A 17,363-nucleotide genomic window follows, 5' to 3' on the forward strand; every position below is an offset into this window, starting at 1 on the left:
GGCGGTGATCGGGGTAGGAGGACCGCGTGACGAGCGTGCAGGAGCGGATCCGGAAGGCCCGCGAGCGGGGCCGGGACGCCATCGAGGACAACCGGATCAGGTGGCCGTGGTTCGACCACCTCATCCGGAGCGTGCAGCGGTACCAGGTGCAGTCCGGCGACCGGCTGGCCGGGGCGGTGACCTACTTCGCGTTCCTGTCGTTCTTCCCGATCATCGCGCTGGCCTTCGCGGTCTTCGGCTATTTCCTGGCGGTGGACGTCAACGCCACGGAGGCCCTGGAGAAGGCCATCAACGCCTACCTGCCCGGCCTGTCGTCGAGACTCCCGATCAAGCAGATCGCCGACTCGCGGGCCAGCGCCGGGATCATCGGCCTCGTCGGCCTGCTCTACGCCGGGCTCGGCGCGATCGACGCGCTGCGCGGCGCGCTCCGCGAGGTCTTCATGACCACCGAGCCGCCGCTGAACTTCCTGCTGGCCAAGCTCCGCGACCTGGCCGCCTTCGCGTTGATCGGCGTCACCGCGATCACCTCGGTGCTGGTCGGCGGCTTCGCCACCCAGGCGGGCGGCACGGTGGCCGGATGGCTGGGGCTGGGAGACTCGCCGGTCGGCTGGACGGCGATCCGGCTCGCGGGCCTGGCGGTCAGCCTGGGGGCCGACGTCGTCCTCTTCCTGATCATCCTGCGCTGGGTGGGCCGCTCCCGGCAGCCGGGGAAGGCGCTGCTGCGCGGCGCGCTGCTGGGCGCGATCGGTTTCGGCCTGCTCAAGCAGCTCGCCACGTTCATCCTGTCCCGCACGCTGGAGAATCCCATCTACGGGGTGTTCGCGGTGATGGTGGGGCTGCTGGTGTGGATCAACCTGTCGTCCAGGGTGATCCTCTTCGCGGCGGCGTGGACGGAGACCGCCACGTTCGGCCCGCCGCCCGAGCCCACGCCCGTCCCGCCCGGCGTGCTCCCGCCCGGCGGGAGCACGCCGGGGGACGACCGGCGGGACGACCGGCGGGACGTCGCGGAGCCGGGCGACGATCGGCCTGACGGCGGCCGGCCCGACGACGACCGGCCCGACGGCGACCGGACCGGCGAGGGCCCGCGGGACCGGTCCTGACGGGCCGGGGGTCCGCCCGGCCCGTGAACGGTCCTCAGCCCGCCCGGCGCCGCCGGCGCAGGCCGTACACCAGCCAGGTCGTGCCGCCGAGCAGGACGGCGCCCAGCGCGTACCAGACGACGGGGGAGGGGCCGCCCGCGGGCTCGCGGACGGCGGCGGCCGGGGTGGCGCTCGCGCGCACCTGCGGCGCGGCCGGGAGGACCGGGGTCGGGGCGGGCTCGGGGACCGGGTCCACGAGCCGTCCGACGGGCGTGACCCTGCCGCGGGCGGAGAAGCCCCAGTCGAGCAGCTTGGCGACGTCGTCCCAGAAGTAGCCCTCGTGCCGCATGATCGACACGATGATCGTGTGGCCGTCGCGGCGGGCCGCGCCGACGAAGCTGCCCAGGGCCTTGGTCGTCCAGCCGTTCTTGACGCCGATCATGCCCGGGTAGCGTCCGAGCAGCCTGTTGTGGTTGCCGATCTCGTAGTAGCCCTTGGGCGCGGGGAATTTGTCGGTCCTCAGGCTGACGTAGCGCCGGAAGTCCCGGTCGGCCAGCCCGGCGCGGGCGATCAGCGCCAGGTCGTAGGCCGAGCTGCTCTGGCCCGGCTTGTCCAGCCCGCTGGGCGTCTTGGCCACCGTGTCGTACGCCTGCAGGCGCCGGGCCTCGGCGTTCATCTCCCGGAGGGTCTTGTCCAGTCCGCCGTTCGCCTCGGCCAGCGCCATCGCGCAGTCGTTGCCCGAGACCAGCATCAGCGCCTTGAACAGGTCCTCGGCGGTGTAGAGCGGCCTCGTGACCAGGCCGACGGCGCTGCCCTCCTGGTCCACCGCGTTCCGGCTCGGCTTGATCTTCAGCTTCTTGTCGATCTTCGGGATGAGGGTGAGCGCGGTCAGGGTCTTGAGCGTGCTCGCCGGGAGGAACCGGCCGTGGGGGTCCTTGGCCGCGAGCACCTCGCCGGTGTCGGCGTCGGCGATCACGTAGGACCGGGCGGCCGTCTTGGGCGGGGCCTTCGTCCCGAGGGGCGCGATGACGCCGTGCCTGCCGAGCTCGGCGCCGCCGACCGGCCCGTTCTCCGCGCGGGCGGGCGCGCCGGACGCGTTTCCCGCGCCGGGGGCCGTGGCCGGCGCGTCGCCCGTGCGTGCGGGCGCGACCGGTCCGCTGCTCGCGTGGGCGGCCGCGGCGGGCCCGTCACCGGCGTGGGCGGGCGCGGCCGGCGCGGCGGCCTCCGCGTGGGCGGGAACGCCGAGGAGGGCGGTCGCCGCGATCAGCGCCCCCGCGGGCGCGGCATGTCTCATCCCCATAGTGATCTCAGGGTAGCTTCGCCCGGTTTCGGAGAAGCCGCCCCACGCCCTGACCAGGGGGGAATGTCGCACCGCGATACTGAAGCCATGCAAATGTCGCGAAAGATCGCCGGATTCCTGGTCGGCGTCGCCGCTTTCATGATCTTCGAGTGGATCAATCTTGGCTTCAACCTCGCCGACGGGCACCCGACGTCCTTCTACGTGGTGCACGGCGTGCTGGCGGCCTTCAACGTCCTCCTCGCGCTCGTCATCGGCACGATCGGCGTGCTGGGCCTGCGGAGGGCCCGCGGCTCCTCGGACCCGCGGGGGCTACACGGCCCGGCGGAGGGCCTCCAGCGTCCGCAGGTGTAGCGCGGCGGCCTCCTCCGCCGAGTCGGCGACGCTGGTGAAGCCGAGCTTGCCGTACCGGGGGATCGCTCCCATGAGGTGCAGCACGTTGCCGGTGCGCCGCTCGCGGTCGAACCCCAGCCCGAAGTCCTGCACCAGCTTGATGACCTCCCTGGGGGTACGGCCCCGGAGGCTCTCGGCGTCGCAGTTGTCGGTCGCCACGTAGTGCTTGGCGCGGTCCCCGCACCGCAGCGTGCCGGAGACCGGGTCGTAGACGGCGCCGGTGCTGAGCATCGCCGCGCCCAGGGGGTGCGTGGTGCCGCCGATGCGCAGGTTGACCTCGCACAGCAGCGTGCGGTAGCCGCCGTCGGTCTTGACGGCGAAGAAGTCGACGCCGAACAGCCCGACCACGCCGCGGGCGGCGAGGGCCCCGGCGATCCGCTCGGCGCAGGCGGCGACCTCGGCGCGGTACTCCGGCCGGGCCGGGAAGACGCAGCCCTTGTAGACGTCGCCGTTCGGGCCGCCGAGGATCTGCTCGTGCGTGGCGATGACGCCGTGGCCGCCGTCCGGCGTGACCATGGCCAGGGCGCTGGGGGAGTGCAGCGGCCGGCCCTGGACGAACTCCTCGATCACCGCGCCCCGTTCGGCGATCTTCTCGGCGAACGTGGTCCAGGTCTCGCCTGCCGCCGAGAAGCTCGTGGGGCAGGCGGTGAGCGGCCGGTCGTCCTTGATGACGATCGCGTTCCCCAGCCCGGAGTAGCTGTTGTTGAGCTTGACCATCAGCTTGGTGGCGGGGGCCAGCGCTCGGGCCGCGTGCTCGACCTCGGTCAGCGACCGCAGGTCGGAGAAGCCCCGGGGGGTGGGCACCCCCGCCTCCTCGGCCAGCGTCCGCCCGCCGCTCTTGGAGCCCAGGTGGGCCAGTGAGGTTGCCGGGCCGTAGACGGGCAGGCCGAGCAGCCCGGCGAGCCGTTCCTCGTGCTCGCTGACCACGAACGGCACCAGGCACGCGCCGCCGGGCCGGCCGGAGGTCCGGTCGAGGATCCGGTCGAGGAGGTCGGGGCGGTCCAGCAGCGCCGCGCTGAGCGGCGCGGTGTCCGGATCGTCGAGGCTGATCATCTGCAGGCGCGTGCGGGCCTCGTCCGGGTCGTCGAGGAAGCCGAGGTAGTAGTCCACGATCGCGCTGTCCACGGGCGTCGAGGTGACGTAGACGATCTCGACGGAGGGCCGCCCGAGTGTCAGCAGCAGGAACAGCAGCCGCTCCTCGTAGCACAGGGCGCCGGTGATCCTGCGGAGCTCGTCCTGGGGCAGGGACAGCGATGGGATGACCACCAAGGTCCCCTCATCCGGTTCGAAGATGCTCAATCTGGAGTGATTCTCCCCAAACGGGATGTGAGCGATCATATGCGGAGTGAAGCACGCGTTTCTCCCGGTGACATCACTCCGCCGGGTTCGATCACTGGCACCTGAGGTGACGTAAATTGCCAGTTCGTTGATGTTTCAAGGGAGCCGATCCGGGCCACCCCCCGCCCCGGACGTCCCCGGCGCCGGGCGCCGTGTCCTCATCGTCCTCACCCCGCTTCCCCGGATCGCCCCCCTGTCACCTCCGGGATCGCCTCCGGACCGCCCCCGGCGCCCGCGCACCCTCCCCGCCACCCCCCGGTACGGCTACCGGCATGGCCAATACGGGTCATCACTCGTGGTTCGAACGGGTCAGAAGGTGCCTGAGAAGGCCAGGGGGCGTCAAAACATTTGGTCCAGATGGCGGCGAGGTGCCGCGTGGGAGGGATAAAGTCGATGTCATCGTCGGTACGCCGGTCGCCTCACACTGGCTCGTTCCTCCGTGTCGGCGTTCTTCGGTTCGCGCCGGCGCGGCCCACGCATCCACTCCGGCCCATCGGCGCGACGGCCGTTTTCAGGTTGCCGGTTGGATCACTTGATTCCGGGGCAGTCGTTCATGATTGCCGCGACGTTCGAAGCCGCTGACGCGGATGGGAAGGTGCACAATGCGGGGGCGTAATCTCCGGGGAGAGCTCGATACGTTTCTCGCCGGGTCCGAGCAGGAGCTCATCGACTTCCGCCGCGACCTGCACATGCACCCGGAGCTCGCCTTCGCCGAGTACCGCACCACGCAGCGGATCGCCGACCGCCTGACCGCGGCCGGCCTCGTCCCCTCGGTGCTGCCGCGCGGCACGGGCGTGATCTGCGAGGTCGGCAGCGGCGACGGCCCCACCGTGGGGCTGCGGGCCGACATCGACGCGCTGCCCGTTCCCGACGAGAAGGACGTGCCCTACAGCTCGACGGTCCCCGGCGTGTGCCACGCCTGCGGCCACGACGTGCACACCACCGTCCTGCTCGGCACCTCGCTCTTCCTGGCCCAGCAGGCCGAGGCCGGGCTGCTGCCCGGCCGGGTGCGGCTGATCTTCCAGCCCGCCGAGGAGCTCCCCGGCGGGGCGCTGGAGGTCATGGCCTCCGGCGGCATCAGCGGCGTCGACCGCATCTTCGGCCTGCACTGCGACCCGCGCCTGGACGTCGGCAAGGTCGGCCTCAAGTCCGGGCCGATCACCTCCGCCTGCGACCGGGTCTCCATCCGGGTCAGCGGCCCCGGCGGCCACACCGCCCGCCCGCACCTCACCGCCGACCTCGTCTTCGCGCTCGCCAAGATCCTCACCGAGCTGCCGGCCGCGCTGTCGCGCCGGGTCGACCCGCGCTCGTCGCTGAGCCTGGTCTGGGGCCGGGTCGAGGCGGGCTCGGTGGCCAACGCGATCCCCGACGACGGCGTGGCCGAAGGCACCGTGCGCTGCCTGGACGAGGACGCCTGGCACGCCGCCCCCGACCTGATCAAGGGGCTGCTCGACTCGGTCGCCGGCGCCTACGGCGTCGAGGCGCACATGGACTACATCCGGGGCGTCCCGCCGGTGGTCAACGACCCGGTCAGCGTGCAGATGCTCACCGAGGCCGCCCAGGGCGTCCTCGGCGACGCGGCTCCCGCGCCGACCCAGCAGAGCCTGGGCGGCGAGGACTTCGGCTGGTACCTCGAGTCGATCCCCGGCGCCTACGCGCGGCTCGGCACCCGCACCCCGGGCTCGCCGCACCTGGCCGACATCCACCAGGGCACCTTCGACGTGGACGAGAGCTGCGTCGGCGCCGGGGTGCGCTTCCTCGCGGCGACCGCGCTCACCGCCCTGTGGGAGGGGCAGCGGCCCAGTAGCGGCGAGCCGCTCGTGGCGCTGAACGCCGACAACTGACGGTCCCGCCGGCGGTCCTCCCCCCGGTCACGCCGTACTCCGTACGGTTCCCCGGGCGCCTCCCGGAGCGGCCCGCCGGAAAGATCTACGGTCTGTCCACGATGTGAGATGCGCTACACCGGGGGCGGCGGCCGGGACCGTCCGGAGGAGGGCTCCCGTACGGGAAACCGCCGGGCGACGGGCGGTTCGGTGCGCCGACCGACATTACCGGTAGGTAGATGGGGCCGCCGCCGTGTGTCACAGGGCGGCCTGAGCTGCATAACGGACCTATTGCGGACTCGTGTGCTGGTTTGGTCAATGCTGGTCAACCAACTATCTTCCGTGCAGGGTTGCCGTGCGTCTCTTCGCGCGTGCACGAATTCGCGAAGGGAGTCCGTCTTGCTTCAGAACCGATACGGCAGGCTGGCCGCCGCCGTACTGGCGGGCAGCATGCTCATGGGAGCTGCCGCATGTGGTGGAAGCGAGGAGCCGTCGTCGGCCAAGCCCGCTGACGGTGGGAGCAGCAGCGCCGCCGCCGGAGGCAAGGGCGCCAAGGTCGGTCTGGCCTACGACATCGGCGGCCGCGGCGACCAGTCGTTCAACGACGCCGCCGCCGCGGGCCTGGACAAGGCCAAGGGCGAGCTGGGCCTCGCCGAGACCAAGGAGCTGGAGGCCGGCAACGGCGAGACCGAGGCGGCCAAGGAGGAGCGGCTGCGCCTGCTCGCCACCGGTGGCTACAACCCGATCATCGCCATCGGCTTCGCCTACTCCGGCCCGCTGAAGAAGGTCGCCGCCGAGTTCCCGGACACCAAGTTCGCGATCGTCGACGACGCCGACGCGACCGGCGCCAACATCTCCAACCTGATGTTCGCCGAGCACGAGGGCTCCTTCCTGGTCGGCGCCGCCGCGGCGATGAAGAGCAAGAAGGACCACGTGGGCTTCGTCGGTGGCGTCCGGGTGCCGCTGATCGCGAAGTTCGAGGCGGGCTTCATGGCCGGCGCCAAGGCGGTCAAGCCCGACATCAAGATCGACAGCAAGTACATCAGCGAGCCGCCGGACTTCGGCGGCTTCAACGACCCGGCCAAGGGCAAGACCGCCGCCCAGGGCATGTTCGACGCGGGCGCCGACGTGGTCTACCACGCCGCGGGCGGCTCCGGCGGCGGCGTGTTCGAGGCCGCCAAGGCCGCCAAGGGCATGGCCATCGGCGTCGACTCCGACCAGGCGAAGACCGCCGCCCCCGACCTGCAGAGCGTCATCATGACCTCGATGGTGAAGAAGGTCGACGTCGCGGTCTTCGACTTCCTGAAGAGCTACGCCGACGGTGCGGTCAAGAGCGGCGTGGCCACCTACGACCTCAAGGCCGGCGGCGTCGACTACTCCACCACCGGTGGCCAGGTCGACGACATCAAGTCCAAGCTCGACGAGTACAAGCAGAAGATCATCTCTGGCGAGATCACGGTTCCCGACAAGAACTCCTGAACCGGATCTCGTTTCCTGAGCTGGTAGTGACGAAGGGCCCGGCGGACGACCCCCGGGCCCTTCGGTCCGTTCCCACCCTCACTCACCTTCCGTGACCCGCGCAGTCCGTGCGGAGGAGGCCGTCATCAGCACCTCGACCCCGGCCGTCGAGCTCGAGGGAATCACCAAGAGATTCCCCGGGGTCGTGGCCAACCGTGACATCTCCCTGTCCGTGCGGCAGGGACACGTCCACGCCATCGTCGGCGAGAACGGCGCGGGCAAGTCCACCCTCATGAAGATCCTGTACGGCATGCAGCGCCCCGACGAGGGAGAGATCCGCGTCAACGGCAGGCCGGTGGGCTTCCGCTCCCCGGCGGACGCCATCGAGGTCGGCGTCGGCATGGTCCACCAGCACTTCATGCTCGCCGACAACCTCACCGTGCTGGAGAACGTGGTCCTGGGCAGCGAGCCCCGCAAGGGCGGACTCGGCCTCGACTTCGGCGCGGCCCGCGAGAGGATCCGGGAGATCTCCCGCTCCTACAGCCTCGGCGTCGACCCCGACGCCCTGGTCGAGGACCTCGGCGTCGGCGCCCGGCAGCGGGTGGAGATCCTCAAGGTCCTCTACCGCGGCGCCCGGATCCTCATCCTGGACGAGCCGACCGCCGTGCTCGTGCCCCACGAGGTGGACGAGCTGTTCGCCAACCTGCGCGAGCTGGTCCGTGAGGGCCTCACGATCATCTTCATCTCCCACAAGCTCGACGAGGTGCTGTCGGTCGCCGACGCCATCACCGTCATCCGGCGCGGCACGACCGTGGCGAGCGTCGATCCCAAGGACGTCACCGCCCGGCAGCTCGCCGAGCTGATGGTCGGCAGCGAGCTGCCCAGCCCCGAGACCCGCGAGTCCACCGTCACCGACACGGTCGAGTTGTCGGTGCGGGGCCTGACGGTCCGCTCCGCCCACGGCCGCCCCGTCGTCGACGACGTGAGCTTCGACATCCGCAAGGGCGAGGTGCTCGGCATCGCCGGCGTCGAGGGCAACGGCCAGGCCGAGCTCGTCGAGGCGATCATGGGCATGCGGGCCGCCGAGGGCGGGATCCGGCTCGGCGAGGAGGACATCTCCGCCTGGCCGACGCTGCGCCGCCGCGAGGCCGGCATCGGCTACATCCCCGAGGACCGCCACCGGCACGGGCTGCTGCTGGAGGCCCCGCTGTGGGAGAACCGCATCCTCGGCCACCAGACGCGCCGGCCCAACGTCAAGGGCCCCTGGATCGACCGGTCCGGCGCCCGCGCCGACACCCGGCGCATCGTCGAGGAGTACGACGTCCGTACCCCCGGCATCGACGTGGACGCCGCGGCGCTGTCCGGCGGCAACCAGCAGAAGCTGATCGTCGGCCGGGAGATGAGCGGCGACCCGGTGTTCCTCATCGCGTCCCACCCGACGCGCGGCGTCGACGTCGGAGCCCAGGCCGCGATCTGGGACCACCTGCGCGCGGCGCGCGCCGCGGGCCTGGCCGTACTGCTGATCTCGGCCGACCTGGACGAGCTCATCGGCCTGTCCGACACGCTGAAGGTGATCCTGCGCGGCCGGATCGTCGCGGACGTCGATCCGCGCGACGTGACCCCCGAGCGGCTGGGATCGGCCATGACCGGTGCTGGAGAGGCGGCATGAACATCTTCGCAACGCGAGGCACGGCCGGGGTGGTCGCATGAGCACCGCCGGGTCGAGCTTCACCGACCGGCTGCTCGGCCGGGCCAGGCTCGGCGGCCTGCTCTCGCTCGTCGCGCCCGTCCTGGCCATCGTCTTCGCCGGCCTGATCACCTCGATCGTCCTGCTGGCCACCGGTGACCCGCCGCTGGAGACGCTCGGCGTCATGGTCGACTACGGCGTGCAGCCGCGGACGATGGTGCTCACCCTGAACTACGCGACGACGTACTACCTGTCGGCGCTGGCGGTGGCGATCGGGTTCCGGATGAACCTGTTCAACATCGGCGTGGACGGCCAGTACCGCCTCGCGGCGCTCATCGCCGCGGCCGTGGGCGGCGCCGCCGTCCTGCCGGGGCCGCTGAACACCGTGCTCGTCGTCGTCGTCGCCATGCTGGTCGGCGCCGGCTGGGCGTCGATCGCCGGCCTGCTGAAGGTACGGCGCGGCGTCAGCGAGGTCATCTCGACGATCATGCTGAACGCCATCGCCACCGCCCTCGGCGCCTGGCTGCTCAACACCGACCGCCTCGCGGTCGAGGTCGCGGGCAGCAACAACATCGGCACGAAGCCGATCCCGGAGGCAGCCCGGGTACCCGGGCTGGCGCTCATCCCCGGGACCGGGACGAAGGTGTTCGGGCTGATCATCCTGGCGGTCGCCATGGGCGTGCTGTACCACGTCCTGCTCAACCGCACCCGCTTCGGCTTCGACCTGCGCGCCACCGGCCGCTCGGAGTCGGCCGCGGTGGCCAGCGGCGTCAACGTGAAGAAGATGGTCCTCATCGCGATGATCATGTCCGGCGCGATGGCGGGACTGATCGGCATGCCGCAGCTGCTGGGCGCGTCCTACAGCTACAGCCTGGACTTCCCCACCGGCCTCGGCTTCACCGGCATCGCGATCGCGCTGCTGGGCCGCAACCACCCCGTCGGCATCGCGCTCGGCGCCCTGCTGTGGGGCTTCCTGGACGCCTCGTCGAACATCCTGCAGCTGCACGACATCTCCCCGGAGATCGTCGCCATCATGCAGGGCACGATCGTCCTGTCGGTCATCGTCGCCTACGAGCTGGTCCACCGCTACCAGATCTCCGCCGGGCAGCGCCGGGTGAGCAAGGAACTGGCCGGCAAGACCCCGGCCCGGCCCGAAGGAGCGTCGGCATGAGCGAAGGTGCCCTCACCGCCGAGAAGGCGCGGATCCAGGAGCCGGGCGGGACCGGCAGGCTCCGGGTGACCTGGCGGCTCCTGCTGCTCGGCCTCGCCGCCCTGATCGTCCTGCTGTCGGTCGTCCGCGCCCTCACCGGCGCCGTCGACCTCACCTCGGCCGGAGCGGTCAACGCGGCGGTCGCGCTGGCCGTGCCGATCGGCCTGGCGGGCCTCGGCGGCCTGTGGTCCGAACGGGCCGGCGTGGTCAACATCGGCCTCGAAGGCATGATGATCCTGGGCACCTGGTGCGGCGCCTGGGGCGCGATCCACTTCGCCAACCCCTGGGCGGGCGTGGCGGCCGGCGCGATCGGCGGCGCCCTGGGCGGCCTGCTGCACGCGATCGCGACCGTGACGTTCGGCGTCGACCACATCATCTCCGGTGTGGCGATCACCATCCTGGGCGGCGGCGTCACCCAGTTCCTCTCCAAGATCACGTTCGCGGAGATGCCCGGCGGCGGCGACACCCAGTCGCCCCCGGTTCCCAAACCGGGCACCGTCAGCCTGCCCGGGGTCTCCGACGCGCTGACCTCGCTGGAGTCCAGGCAGTGGTTCCTGCTGTCGGACCTGGCGGGCATCCTGCGCGGCCTGACCACGAACGTCTCGCTGTTCACCATCCTGGCGATCCTGCTCGTCCCGCTGACGTTCTACCTCCTGTGGCGGACGGCCTTCGGCCTGCGGTTGCGCTCCTGCGGCGAGCGCCCGGTGGCGGCGGAGTCGCTGGGCGTCAACGTGTACTACTACAAGTACGTCGCGGTGGTCGTCTCCGGCGCCCTCGCCGGCCTCGGCGGGGCGTTCCTGTCCCTGGTGGCCGCCAGCGCCTACCGTGAGGGGCAGACCGGCGGGCGCGGCTTCATCGGCCTCGCCGCGATGATCTTCGGTAACTGGCGTCCGGGCGGCCTGGCGGCCGGCGCGGCGCTGTTCGGCTACACCGACGCGCTCCAGCTCCGCCGGGGCGGCGAGTCGGTGCACGCGCTGCTGCTGCTCGTCGCGATCCTGATCGCGGGCGTCGCGGTCTACCAGCTCGTCCGGCAGCGCCGCACCCGGGCGGCGCTGATCGCCGCCGTCGCCGCGGTCGCGGTGTTCGCCGTGTTCGCGCTGACCGACACCATCGCGGCGCAGTTCACCTCGGTCGCCCCGCACATCACCACGCTGCTGGTGCTGTCGCTGGCCGCGCAGCGCCTGCGCCCGCCGGCCGCGGACGGCGTGCCGTACCGCAGGGGACAGGCGAAGTGACCACGACATCTGGGGGACCCTCCATGGGTGAGGACGACGAGACCGGCATCGACTGGGCGGCGCTCAGGACCGCGGCGGTGCAGGCCATGACCAACGCGTACGCGCCCTACTCCAAGTTCCCGGTCGGCGCCGCCGCCCTGGTGGACGACGGGCGCATCGTGTCCGGCTGCAACGTCGAGAACGCCTCCTACGGCGTCGGGCTGTGCGCCGAGTGCGGGCTGGTGTCGGCGCTCCAGGCGGGCGGCGGCGGGCGGCTCGTCGCCTTCACCTGCGTCGACGGGCACGAGGAGCTGCTCATGCCGTGCGGCCGGTGCCGCCAGCTGCTGTACGAGTTCGGCGGCGACGAACTGCTCGTGGAGACCGTGGACGGCCCGAAGCCGATGGCGGAGATCCTGCCGTACGCCTTCGGGCCCGACAACCTCAGCCGGGGGGACTGACCGTGGACGCGATCGACGTCATCGTCACCAAGCGGGACGGCCGCGAGCTGTCCACCGCGCAGATCGACTGGGTGATCGACGCCTACACCCGGGGCGTCGTCGCCGACGAGCAGATGTCCGCCCTGGCGATGGCGATCCTGCTCAACGGCATGAACCGGCGGGAGATCGCCGAGTGGACCGCCGCCATGATCCGTTCGGGGGACCGGATGGACTGGTCGGCGCTGCCCGGCCGTACCACCGACAAGCACTCCACCGGCGGCGTGGGCGACAAGATCACGCTGCCGCTGGCCCCGCTGGTCGCCGCGTGCGGCGGACACGTCCCCCAGCTGTCCGGCCGCGGCCTCGGCCACACCGGCGGCACGCTGGACAAGCTGGAGTCCATCCCGGGCTGGCGGGCCTCGCTGTCCAACGCCGAGATGCTCGACGTGCTCCGTGAGTCCGGCGCGGTCATCTGCGCGGCGGGCGACGGGCTGGCCCCGGCGGACAAGAAGCTCTACGCGCTGCGCGACGTCACCGGCACCGTCGAGGCGATCCCGCTGATCGCCTCCTCGATCATGTCGAAGAAGATCGCCGAAGGCACCGGCGCGCTGGTGCTGGACGTCAAGGTCGGCTCCGGCGCGTTCATGAAGACCCCCGAGCGGGCCCGCGAGCTGGCGACCACCATGGTCGAGCTGGGCACCGACGCCGGGGTCACCACGGTCGCGCTGCTCACCGCGATGGACCGCCCGCTGGGCCTGGCCGTGGGCAACGCGCTGGAGGTCGCCGAGTCGGTCGAGGTCCTCGCCGGCGGCGGCCCCGCCGACGTGGTCGAGCTGACCGTACGGCTGGCCCGCGAGATGCTCGACGCCGCGGGCCTGACCGGCGGCAAGGACCCCGCGGACGCGCTGAAGGACGGCTCGGCCATGGACGTCTGGCGGCGGATGATCAGCGCCCAGGGCGGCGACCCCGACGCCCCGCTGCCCGTCGCCGCCGAGACCACGCGGGTCCTCGCCCCCGCCTCCGGCGTGCTCGCCACGCTGGACGCCTACGGCGTGGGCCTGGCCGCCTGGCGGCTCGGCGCGGGCCGGGAGCGCAAGGAGGACCCCGTGTCCTTCGGCGCGGGGATCACGCTGCACGCCAAGCCGGGTGACGAGGTCCGCGAGGGGCAGCCGCTGATGACCCTGCACGCCGACGACGCCTCACGCTTCGAGCGGGCGCTGGAGGCTCTGGAGGGCGCCTACACGGTCGGCGAGGCCGCGGACCCGGGCCTGCTCCCGCTGGTCATCGACCGCGTCACCGCCTGACGCCGCGCGGAGGCCGTCCCGGAAAGCACGTCCCCGGAGGCCGCCCGGGAAGACGCTCCCGGAGATCGCCCGGGAAGACGCCCCGGAGATCACCCGGAAAGCACGCCGCCCTCCCCGTCCGGTCTGTCCCGGGCAGGGAGGGCGACGTGCTTTCCGGGCCGGAAGGGAGGCGCGGAGGGGCACGGAGGGGATGCGGCGTCAGTGGGCCCCGGCCGGGGGATCGGCGATCGGGGTCGCCGGTGCCGGGGCGGGCATCGACCGTACGGCCGCCACGGTGAGGACGAGACCGCACAGCACGACCGCGGCGAGCTGGGCGGCGGTCGTCGAGGTCATCAAGCGGCTCGCCTGGTCGGCCGGGTCGTGGTTCAGGTCGAAGGTCAGCTCGTTGGCGAGAACCGCCGCCACCGGTACGGCGAGCATCGCCAGCGCGAGCGGCAGGGCCGGACTCCGCCACCCGTCCGGCATCCACGGGCGTCCTCCCAGGACGGTCGCGCCCGCCAGCAGGAAGGCCAGGCAGGCCATCCCTGTAGCACTCGTCCACGACCATGCCCAGGCAAGGGCCTCGGGGTCGGCGACCGAGGTCATCGTCATCAGGGTCAGCGCCAGGTGCAGCGAGAGCCCGCCGCCGAAGAACAGGACGATCACCCACCGGGCGGCGCGCGGCGGCGGCGCGTCACGGTGGAACCCGGCCAGCAACGCCAGCACGGGCACCACGTACATCAGGCTGTAGGTCAGCAGGAAGCCGCCGCCCGGGCCGAAGAGACCCTCCCGCAGGGCATGAGGCCCGAGGTGCAGGACGAGGGCGAGACAGGCGAGGACCTTGGCGGCACGGACGCGGCCGCGGACGAGCACGACGAACGCGCCGATCCACAGCAGGCCGGTGAAGTCCAGCAACTGCGATATCGACAGGTTCTCGAAGAACGAGTGGTACTCGGCGGACATCGCGCCGGGGAACCCGCGAGCGATCAGCAGGTACACGGGCCAGGTACAGCTGATCATCGCCTGGAAGGCGAGGCCCATGACGGCCGCCAGGCGGACGGCCTCGCCCCAGACGACGTGACGCGGTGTCGCGCCCACGCCGCCGAGACGCACCCGCACCGCCAGCGCGGCCACGCTGGCGACCTCCGGCCAGCGCGGCCGGGGATCGTCGGCGTCGGTCAGGCCGCCCGAGCCCTCCATGAAGGCGTCGACCATCTCCTCCTCCCGCTCGGCGCGGTAGGAGACGGGCAGCAGACGCAGCACGCGGCGGTAACGCTTTTCGAGCAGATCGCTGTGCCCGGCCCGCTCGCGTGCGCCGCCTTCTTCGTCGGCCGCGTTCGCGGGGACGCCGTGCCCATCCGTTCGCTCGTGCACGTCTCCTCCTTCGCCGGCCGCGTCCGCAGGACCGCCGTACTCGTCACCGCGCTCGTGCATGCCTCCGCCTTCGCCGGGCGGGTCCGCCGGACCGGTCCGCTCGCCGTGCTCGTTCACGCCGCGCCTCCCGCGTACCGGGCGCGTAACCGGGTGCGGGCCGCCTCGACGTTTCCGGCCAGCCGTACGGCCTCGGCCTCCAGGGCGCGTGCCCCGGACTCGGTGAGGCGGTAGTAGCGGCGCAGCCGCCCCCGCTCGGCCTCCTCGCGGTCGAGGGCCACCAGGTCGTCGGCGGCCAGCCGGTCCAGCACGCCGTACAGCGTGCCGATCTTCAGCTCGACCCGCCCCCCGGACAGCCTCTCGACCTCCTGGACGATGCCGTAGCCGTGGCGCGGCTCGTCGACGAGGGCGGTGAGAACGAGGAACGCGGGTTCCGTCATCGTTCGCGGGCTCATGAATCCACAATATCGTGGAAGGCAAGATATTAGGCGGCACGAACCAGGATTCGTCGGGAGCCCCGGTATGCCGCGTCGGAGAGGGGCTGCGGGCGTGCGAGGGCGGCCGGGGGTGCGGGGAGGTCGGGGGTGTGTGGAGCCACCCGGAGGTGCGGGGCGGTCCGGAGGCGCGCGAGTGTGCGGGGCGGCCGGGAAGGGGCCCGGGGCGGTTCAGGCGGGGGAGGCGAGCCGTTCGGCGGGGGCGAAGACCTGTGACAGCACGGCGCGGTGGGTGGGTGTGGCCTCGGTGTGGCGGGCGCGGCCCTCGTCGGTGATGAGGACGAAGACGCCCCGCCGGTCGTCCTCGCACATCCCCCGGCACACCAGGCCCGCCTTCTCCAGGCGGGCGATCAGCCGTGAGCAGGCGCTCTGGCTGAGGTGGACCGCGTCGGCCACCTCCTGGACGCGGTACTTCTCCCGGCCGCCCTCGACCATGCGCTCCAGCACCTCGAACTCGCTCATGCCGAGCCCGTGCCGCTCGGAGAGCTCGCGCTCCAGCGCGCAGGTGGTCATGGCGTGCTTGGCCAGCACCTCGCGCCAGGCGCCGACCAGGGACTCCTCGCTCATGCGCGGATCATACCATGCGTGAACATTTAATGCACAAGAACTTAATTCGTTTGCATTAGATGCATCTGCATGGAAAAGTGTGCGGCATGCCTCATTCGTCCCCCGACGAGCGCTGGGACGCGCGCCTCTGGGCCGCGCTCACCGTGCTCTCCGCCGTGGTGTTCCTCGACGCCCTCGACGTGTCGATGGTCGGCGTGGCCCTGCCGTCCATCCAGGCCGACCTGGGCCTCTCCACCTCCGCCCTGCAATGGGTGGTCAGCGGCTACGTGCTCGGCTACGGAGGTCTGCTCCTGCTGGGCGGCCGCACCGCCGACCTGCTCGGCCGGCGCCGGGTCTTCCTGGCCGCGCTGGCCGTCTTCGCGGTGGCCTCGCTCCTCGGCGGCGTGGTGAACGACGGAACCCTGCTGATCGCCGCCCGGTTCGTCAAGGGTGTCAGCGCCGCCTTCACCGCCCCCGCCGCGCTGTCCATCATCACCACGACCTTCGCTGAGGGCCCGTCCCGCAACCGGGCCCTCAGCGTCTTCACCGCCGCGGGCGCCAGCGGCTTCTCCCTGGGCCTGGTCATCTCGGGCTTCCTGACCCAGCTCGGCTGGCGCTGGACGTTCCTCATGCCGGTCCCCGTCGCCGTCATCGCGCTGGTCGCGGCGCTGCGGTACCTGCCCAGGCGCGAGGAGGAACGGGCCGAGGGCGGACACGACCTCATCGGCGCGGTCACCATCACCGCCTCCATGCTGCTGCTGGTGTTCACCGTGGTCCAGGCCCCCGAGGCCGGCTGGGGCTCGCTCCGCACCATCGGCTCGCTGGCCGGGGTGGTGGCGCTGCTGGCCGCGTTCGTGGTCACCGAGCGGCGGGTCAGGCACCCCCTGGTACGGCTCGGCATCCTGCGGTCCGGCCCGATCGTCCGGGCCAACCTCGGCCTGGTCATCCTGTTCGGCTCCTACGTCGGCTTCCAGTTCGTGGCCATGCAGTACTTCCAGAACTTCCTGCACTGGTCGGCACTGGCGACCGCGCTGGCCTTCCTGCCCGCCGGGCTGCTGGTCGCGGTGACCTCCACCAAAATGGGCGATCTGGCCGACCGGTTCGGCACCGGCAGGCTGATCGTCGTCGGCTCGGCCGCGCTGGCCGGCGGCTACGCCTTCTTCCTCCGGGTGAACGCCGACCCGGACCTGGTCACGCTGGTCATCCCGGGCATGGTCCTATTGGGCATCGCCTTCGCGCTGTCCTTCCCATCGCTGAACATCCAGGCGACCAACGGCGTCGCCGACGACGAGCAGGGACTGGCCTCCGGCCTGCTCAACACCTCCGGGCAGGTCGGCGGGGCGGTCGTGCTGGCCGTCGTGACGGCCGTGCTCACCTCGAACACGAGCGCCGACCCGCTCGACGGCTTCCGCGCGGCGATCACCGTCTCGGCGATCCTCGGACTCGTCGGCCTGGCGATCGCGCTCACCGGCCTCCGCCGTACCCGCACGGCCGTCCCGGCGGCGGACGGCGGGACGCCGGACGAGAGGGTGCTGGAGACCGTCTGACCTCCGTCCGTCTTCCGCCTTCCGCACGGTGACACAGGGGCCCGTACGGAAGGACCGGCTCACCGGCCGCCGCGCTGGCCCTCCCGGCTCGCGCGGCGGCCGGCGCGTGTGTCCGCCACGGCCGTACGGCCGCTCCCAGGAACCGTACGGCCGTGCGGCCCGAAAGGACCGAAGCCCCCGTCCTTT

15 protein-coding genes are annotated in these 17,363 nt (G+C 72.0%); 10 read left to right on the plus strand and 5 right to left on the minus strand.

What is annotated here, in order from left to right; all coding sequences use genetic code 11:
- The first annotated feature begins 26 nt into the window (after window positions 1-26).
- Window positions 27-1,100, plus strand: a complete 1,074-nt coding sequence (locus ACFYSC_RS08075) for a YihY/virulence factor BrkB family protein (protein WP_389958306.1) — start codon at window positions 27-29, stop codon at window positions 1,098-1,100.
- Window positions 1,101-1,134: 34 nt separating this feature from the next.
- On the opposite strand, the gene ACFYSC_RS08080 is transcribed toward ACFYSC_RS08075, so the two are convergent.
- Window positions 1,135-2,379 (minus strand): D-alanyl-D-alanine carboxypeptidase family protein, encoded by a 1,245-nt coding sequence (locus ACFYSC_RS08080; RefSeq protein ID WP_389958309.1) that lies wholly within the window; start codon window positions 2,377-2,379, stop codon window positions 1,135-1,137.
- Window positions 2,380-2,466: 87 nt separating this feature from the next.
- On the opposite strand from ACFYSC_RS08080, the gene ACFYSC_RS08085 reads away from it, so the two are divergent.
- Window positions 2,467-2,730 carry an SCO4848 family membrane protein gene (locus ACFYSC_RS08085; protein ID WP_389958312.1) on the plus strand — a complete coding sequence of 88 codons (264 nt, stop codon included), beginning with the start codon at window positions 2,467-2,469 and terminating at the stop codon, window positions 2,728-2,730.
- Here ACFYSC_RS08085 and ACFYSC_RS08090 read toward each other — a convergent pair.
- Window positions 2,689-4,035: a peptide ligase PGM1-related protein gene (locus ACFYSC_RS08090; RefSeq protein ID WP_389959254.1), complete on the minus strand. Its 1,347-nt coding sequence runs from the start codon at window positions 4,033-4,035 to the stop codon at window positions 2,689-2,691. The two genes, ACFYSC_RS08085 and ACFYSC_RS08090, sit on opposite strands and share 42 nt — an antisense overlap.
- A gap of 674 nt (window positions 4,036-4,709) precedes the next feature.
- On the opposite strand from ACFYSC_RS08090, the gene ACFYSC_RS08095 reads away from it, so the two are divergent.
- The 7 genes from ACFYSC_RS08095 (at window position 4,710) to ACFYSC_RS08125 (ending at window position 13,240) form a co-directional block, all read left to right on the plus strand.
- The gene (locus tag ACFYSC_RS08095; RefSeq protein ID WP_362945209.1) at window positions 4,710-5,951 is read left to right on the plus strand and encodes an amidohydrolase; all 1,242 of its coding nucleotides are present in this window, start codon (window positions 4,710-4,712) and stop codon (window positions 5,949-5,951) included.
- A 378-nt stretch (window positions 5,952-6,329) separates the two neighbouring features.
- Complete coding sequence (locus ACFYSC_RS08100) at window positions 6,330-7,409, plus strand: BMP family protein (RefSeq protein ID WP_389958315.1); 1,080 nt, start codon at window positions 6,330-6,332, stop codon at window positions 7,407-7,409.
- A 91-nt stretch (window positions 7,410-7,500) separates the two neighbouring features.
- The gene (locus ACFYSC_RS08105; protein WP_389958318.1) at window positions 7,501-9,057 is read left to right on the plus strand and encodes an ABC transporter ATP-binding protein; all 1,557 of its coding nucleotides are present in this window, start codon (window positions 7,501-7,503) and stop codon (window positions 9,055-9,057) included.
- 37 nt (window positions 9,058-9,094) lie between these two features.
- On the plus strand, window positions 9,095-10,246 hold the full coding sequence (locus ACFYSC_RS08110; protein WP_389958321.1) for an ABC transporter permease: 1,152 nt from the start codon (window positions 9,095-9,097) through the stop codon (window positions 10,244-10,246).
- The gene (locus tag ACFYSC_RS08115) at window positions 10,243-11,520 is read left to right on the plus strand and encodes an ABC transporter permease (protein ID WP_389958324.1); all 1,278 of its coding nucleotides are present in this window, start codon (window positions 10,243-10,245) and stop codon (window positions 11,518-11,520) included. Before ACFYSC_RS08110 ends, ACFYSC_RS08115 begins: the two co-directional genes overlap by 4 nt.
- Before the next feature lie 23 nt (window positions 11,521-11,543).
- The gene (locus ACFYSC_RS08120; protein WP_389958327.1) at window positions 11,544-11,957 is read left to right on the plus strand and encodes a cytidine deaminase; all 414 of its coding nucleotides are present in this window, start codon (window positions 11,544-11,546) and stop codon (window positions 11,955-11,957) included.
- A 2-nt stretch (window positions 11,958-11,959) separates the two neighbouring features.
- Window positions 11,960-13,240: a thymidine phosphorylase gene (locus ACFYSC_RS08125; protein ID WP_389958329.1), complete on the plus strand. Its 1,281-nt coding sequence runs from the start codon at window positions 11,960-11,962 to the stop codon at window positions 13,238-13,240.
- A gap of 198 nt (window positions 13,241-13,438) precedes the next feature.
- Here ACFYSC_RS08125 and ACFYSC_RS08130 read toward each other — a convergent pair whose 3' ends face one another.
- The 3 genes from ACFYSC_RS08130 to ACFYSC_RS08140 all read right to left on the minus strand — a co-directional run bounded on the left by ACFYSC_RS08130 (window position 13,439) and on the right by ACFYSC_RS08140 (window position 15,651).
- Window positions 13,439-14,593, minus strand: a complete 1,155-nt coding sequence (locus ACFYSC_RS08130) for a hypothetical protein (protein ID WP_389958332.1) — start codon at window positions 14,591-14,593, stop codon at window positions 13,439-13,441.
- A 113-nt stretch (window positions 14,594-14,706) separates the two neighbouring features.
- Window positions 14,707-15,045, minus strand: coding sequence for a PadR family transcriptional regulator (locus tag ACFYSC_RS08135; protein WP_389958334.1), 339 nt, complete (start codon window positions 15,043-15,045; stop codon window positions 14,707-14,709).
- Window positions 15,046-15,255: 210 nt separating this feature from the next.
- Window positions 15,256-15,651 (minus strand): MarR family transcriptional regulator, encoded by a 396-nt coding sequence (locus ACFYSC_RS08140; RefSeq protein ID WP_362928778.1) that lies wholly within the window; start codon window positions 15,649-15,651, stop codon window positions 15,256-15,258.
- Between the two features lie 86 nt (window positions 15,652-15,737).
- On the opposite strand from ACFYSC_RS08140, the gene ACFYSC_RS08145 reads away from it, so the two are divergent.
- Entirely contained in the window at window positions 15,738-17,177 is a 1,440-nt protein-coding gene (locus ACFYSC_RS08145) for an MFS transporter (RefSeq protein WP_389958338.1), read from the plus strand.
- Window positions 17,178-17,363 lie beyond the last annotated feature (186 nt).

Origin of the sequence: Streptosporangium sp. NPDC004379 (assembly GCF_042873875.1) — a bacterium.
Classification (GTDB): Bacteria; Actinomycetota; Actinomycetes; order Streptosporangiales; family Streptosporangiaceae; genus Streptosporangium.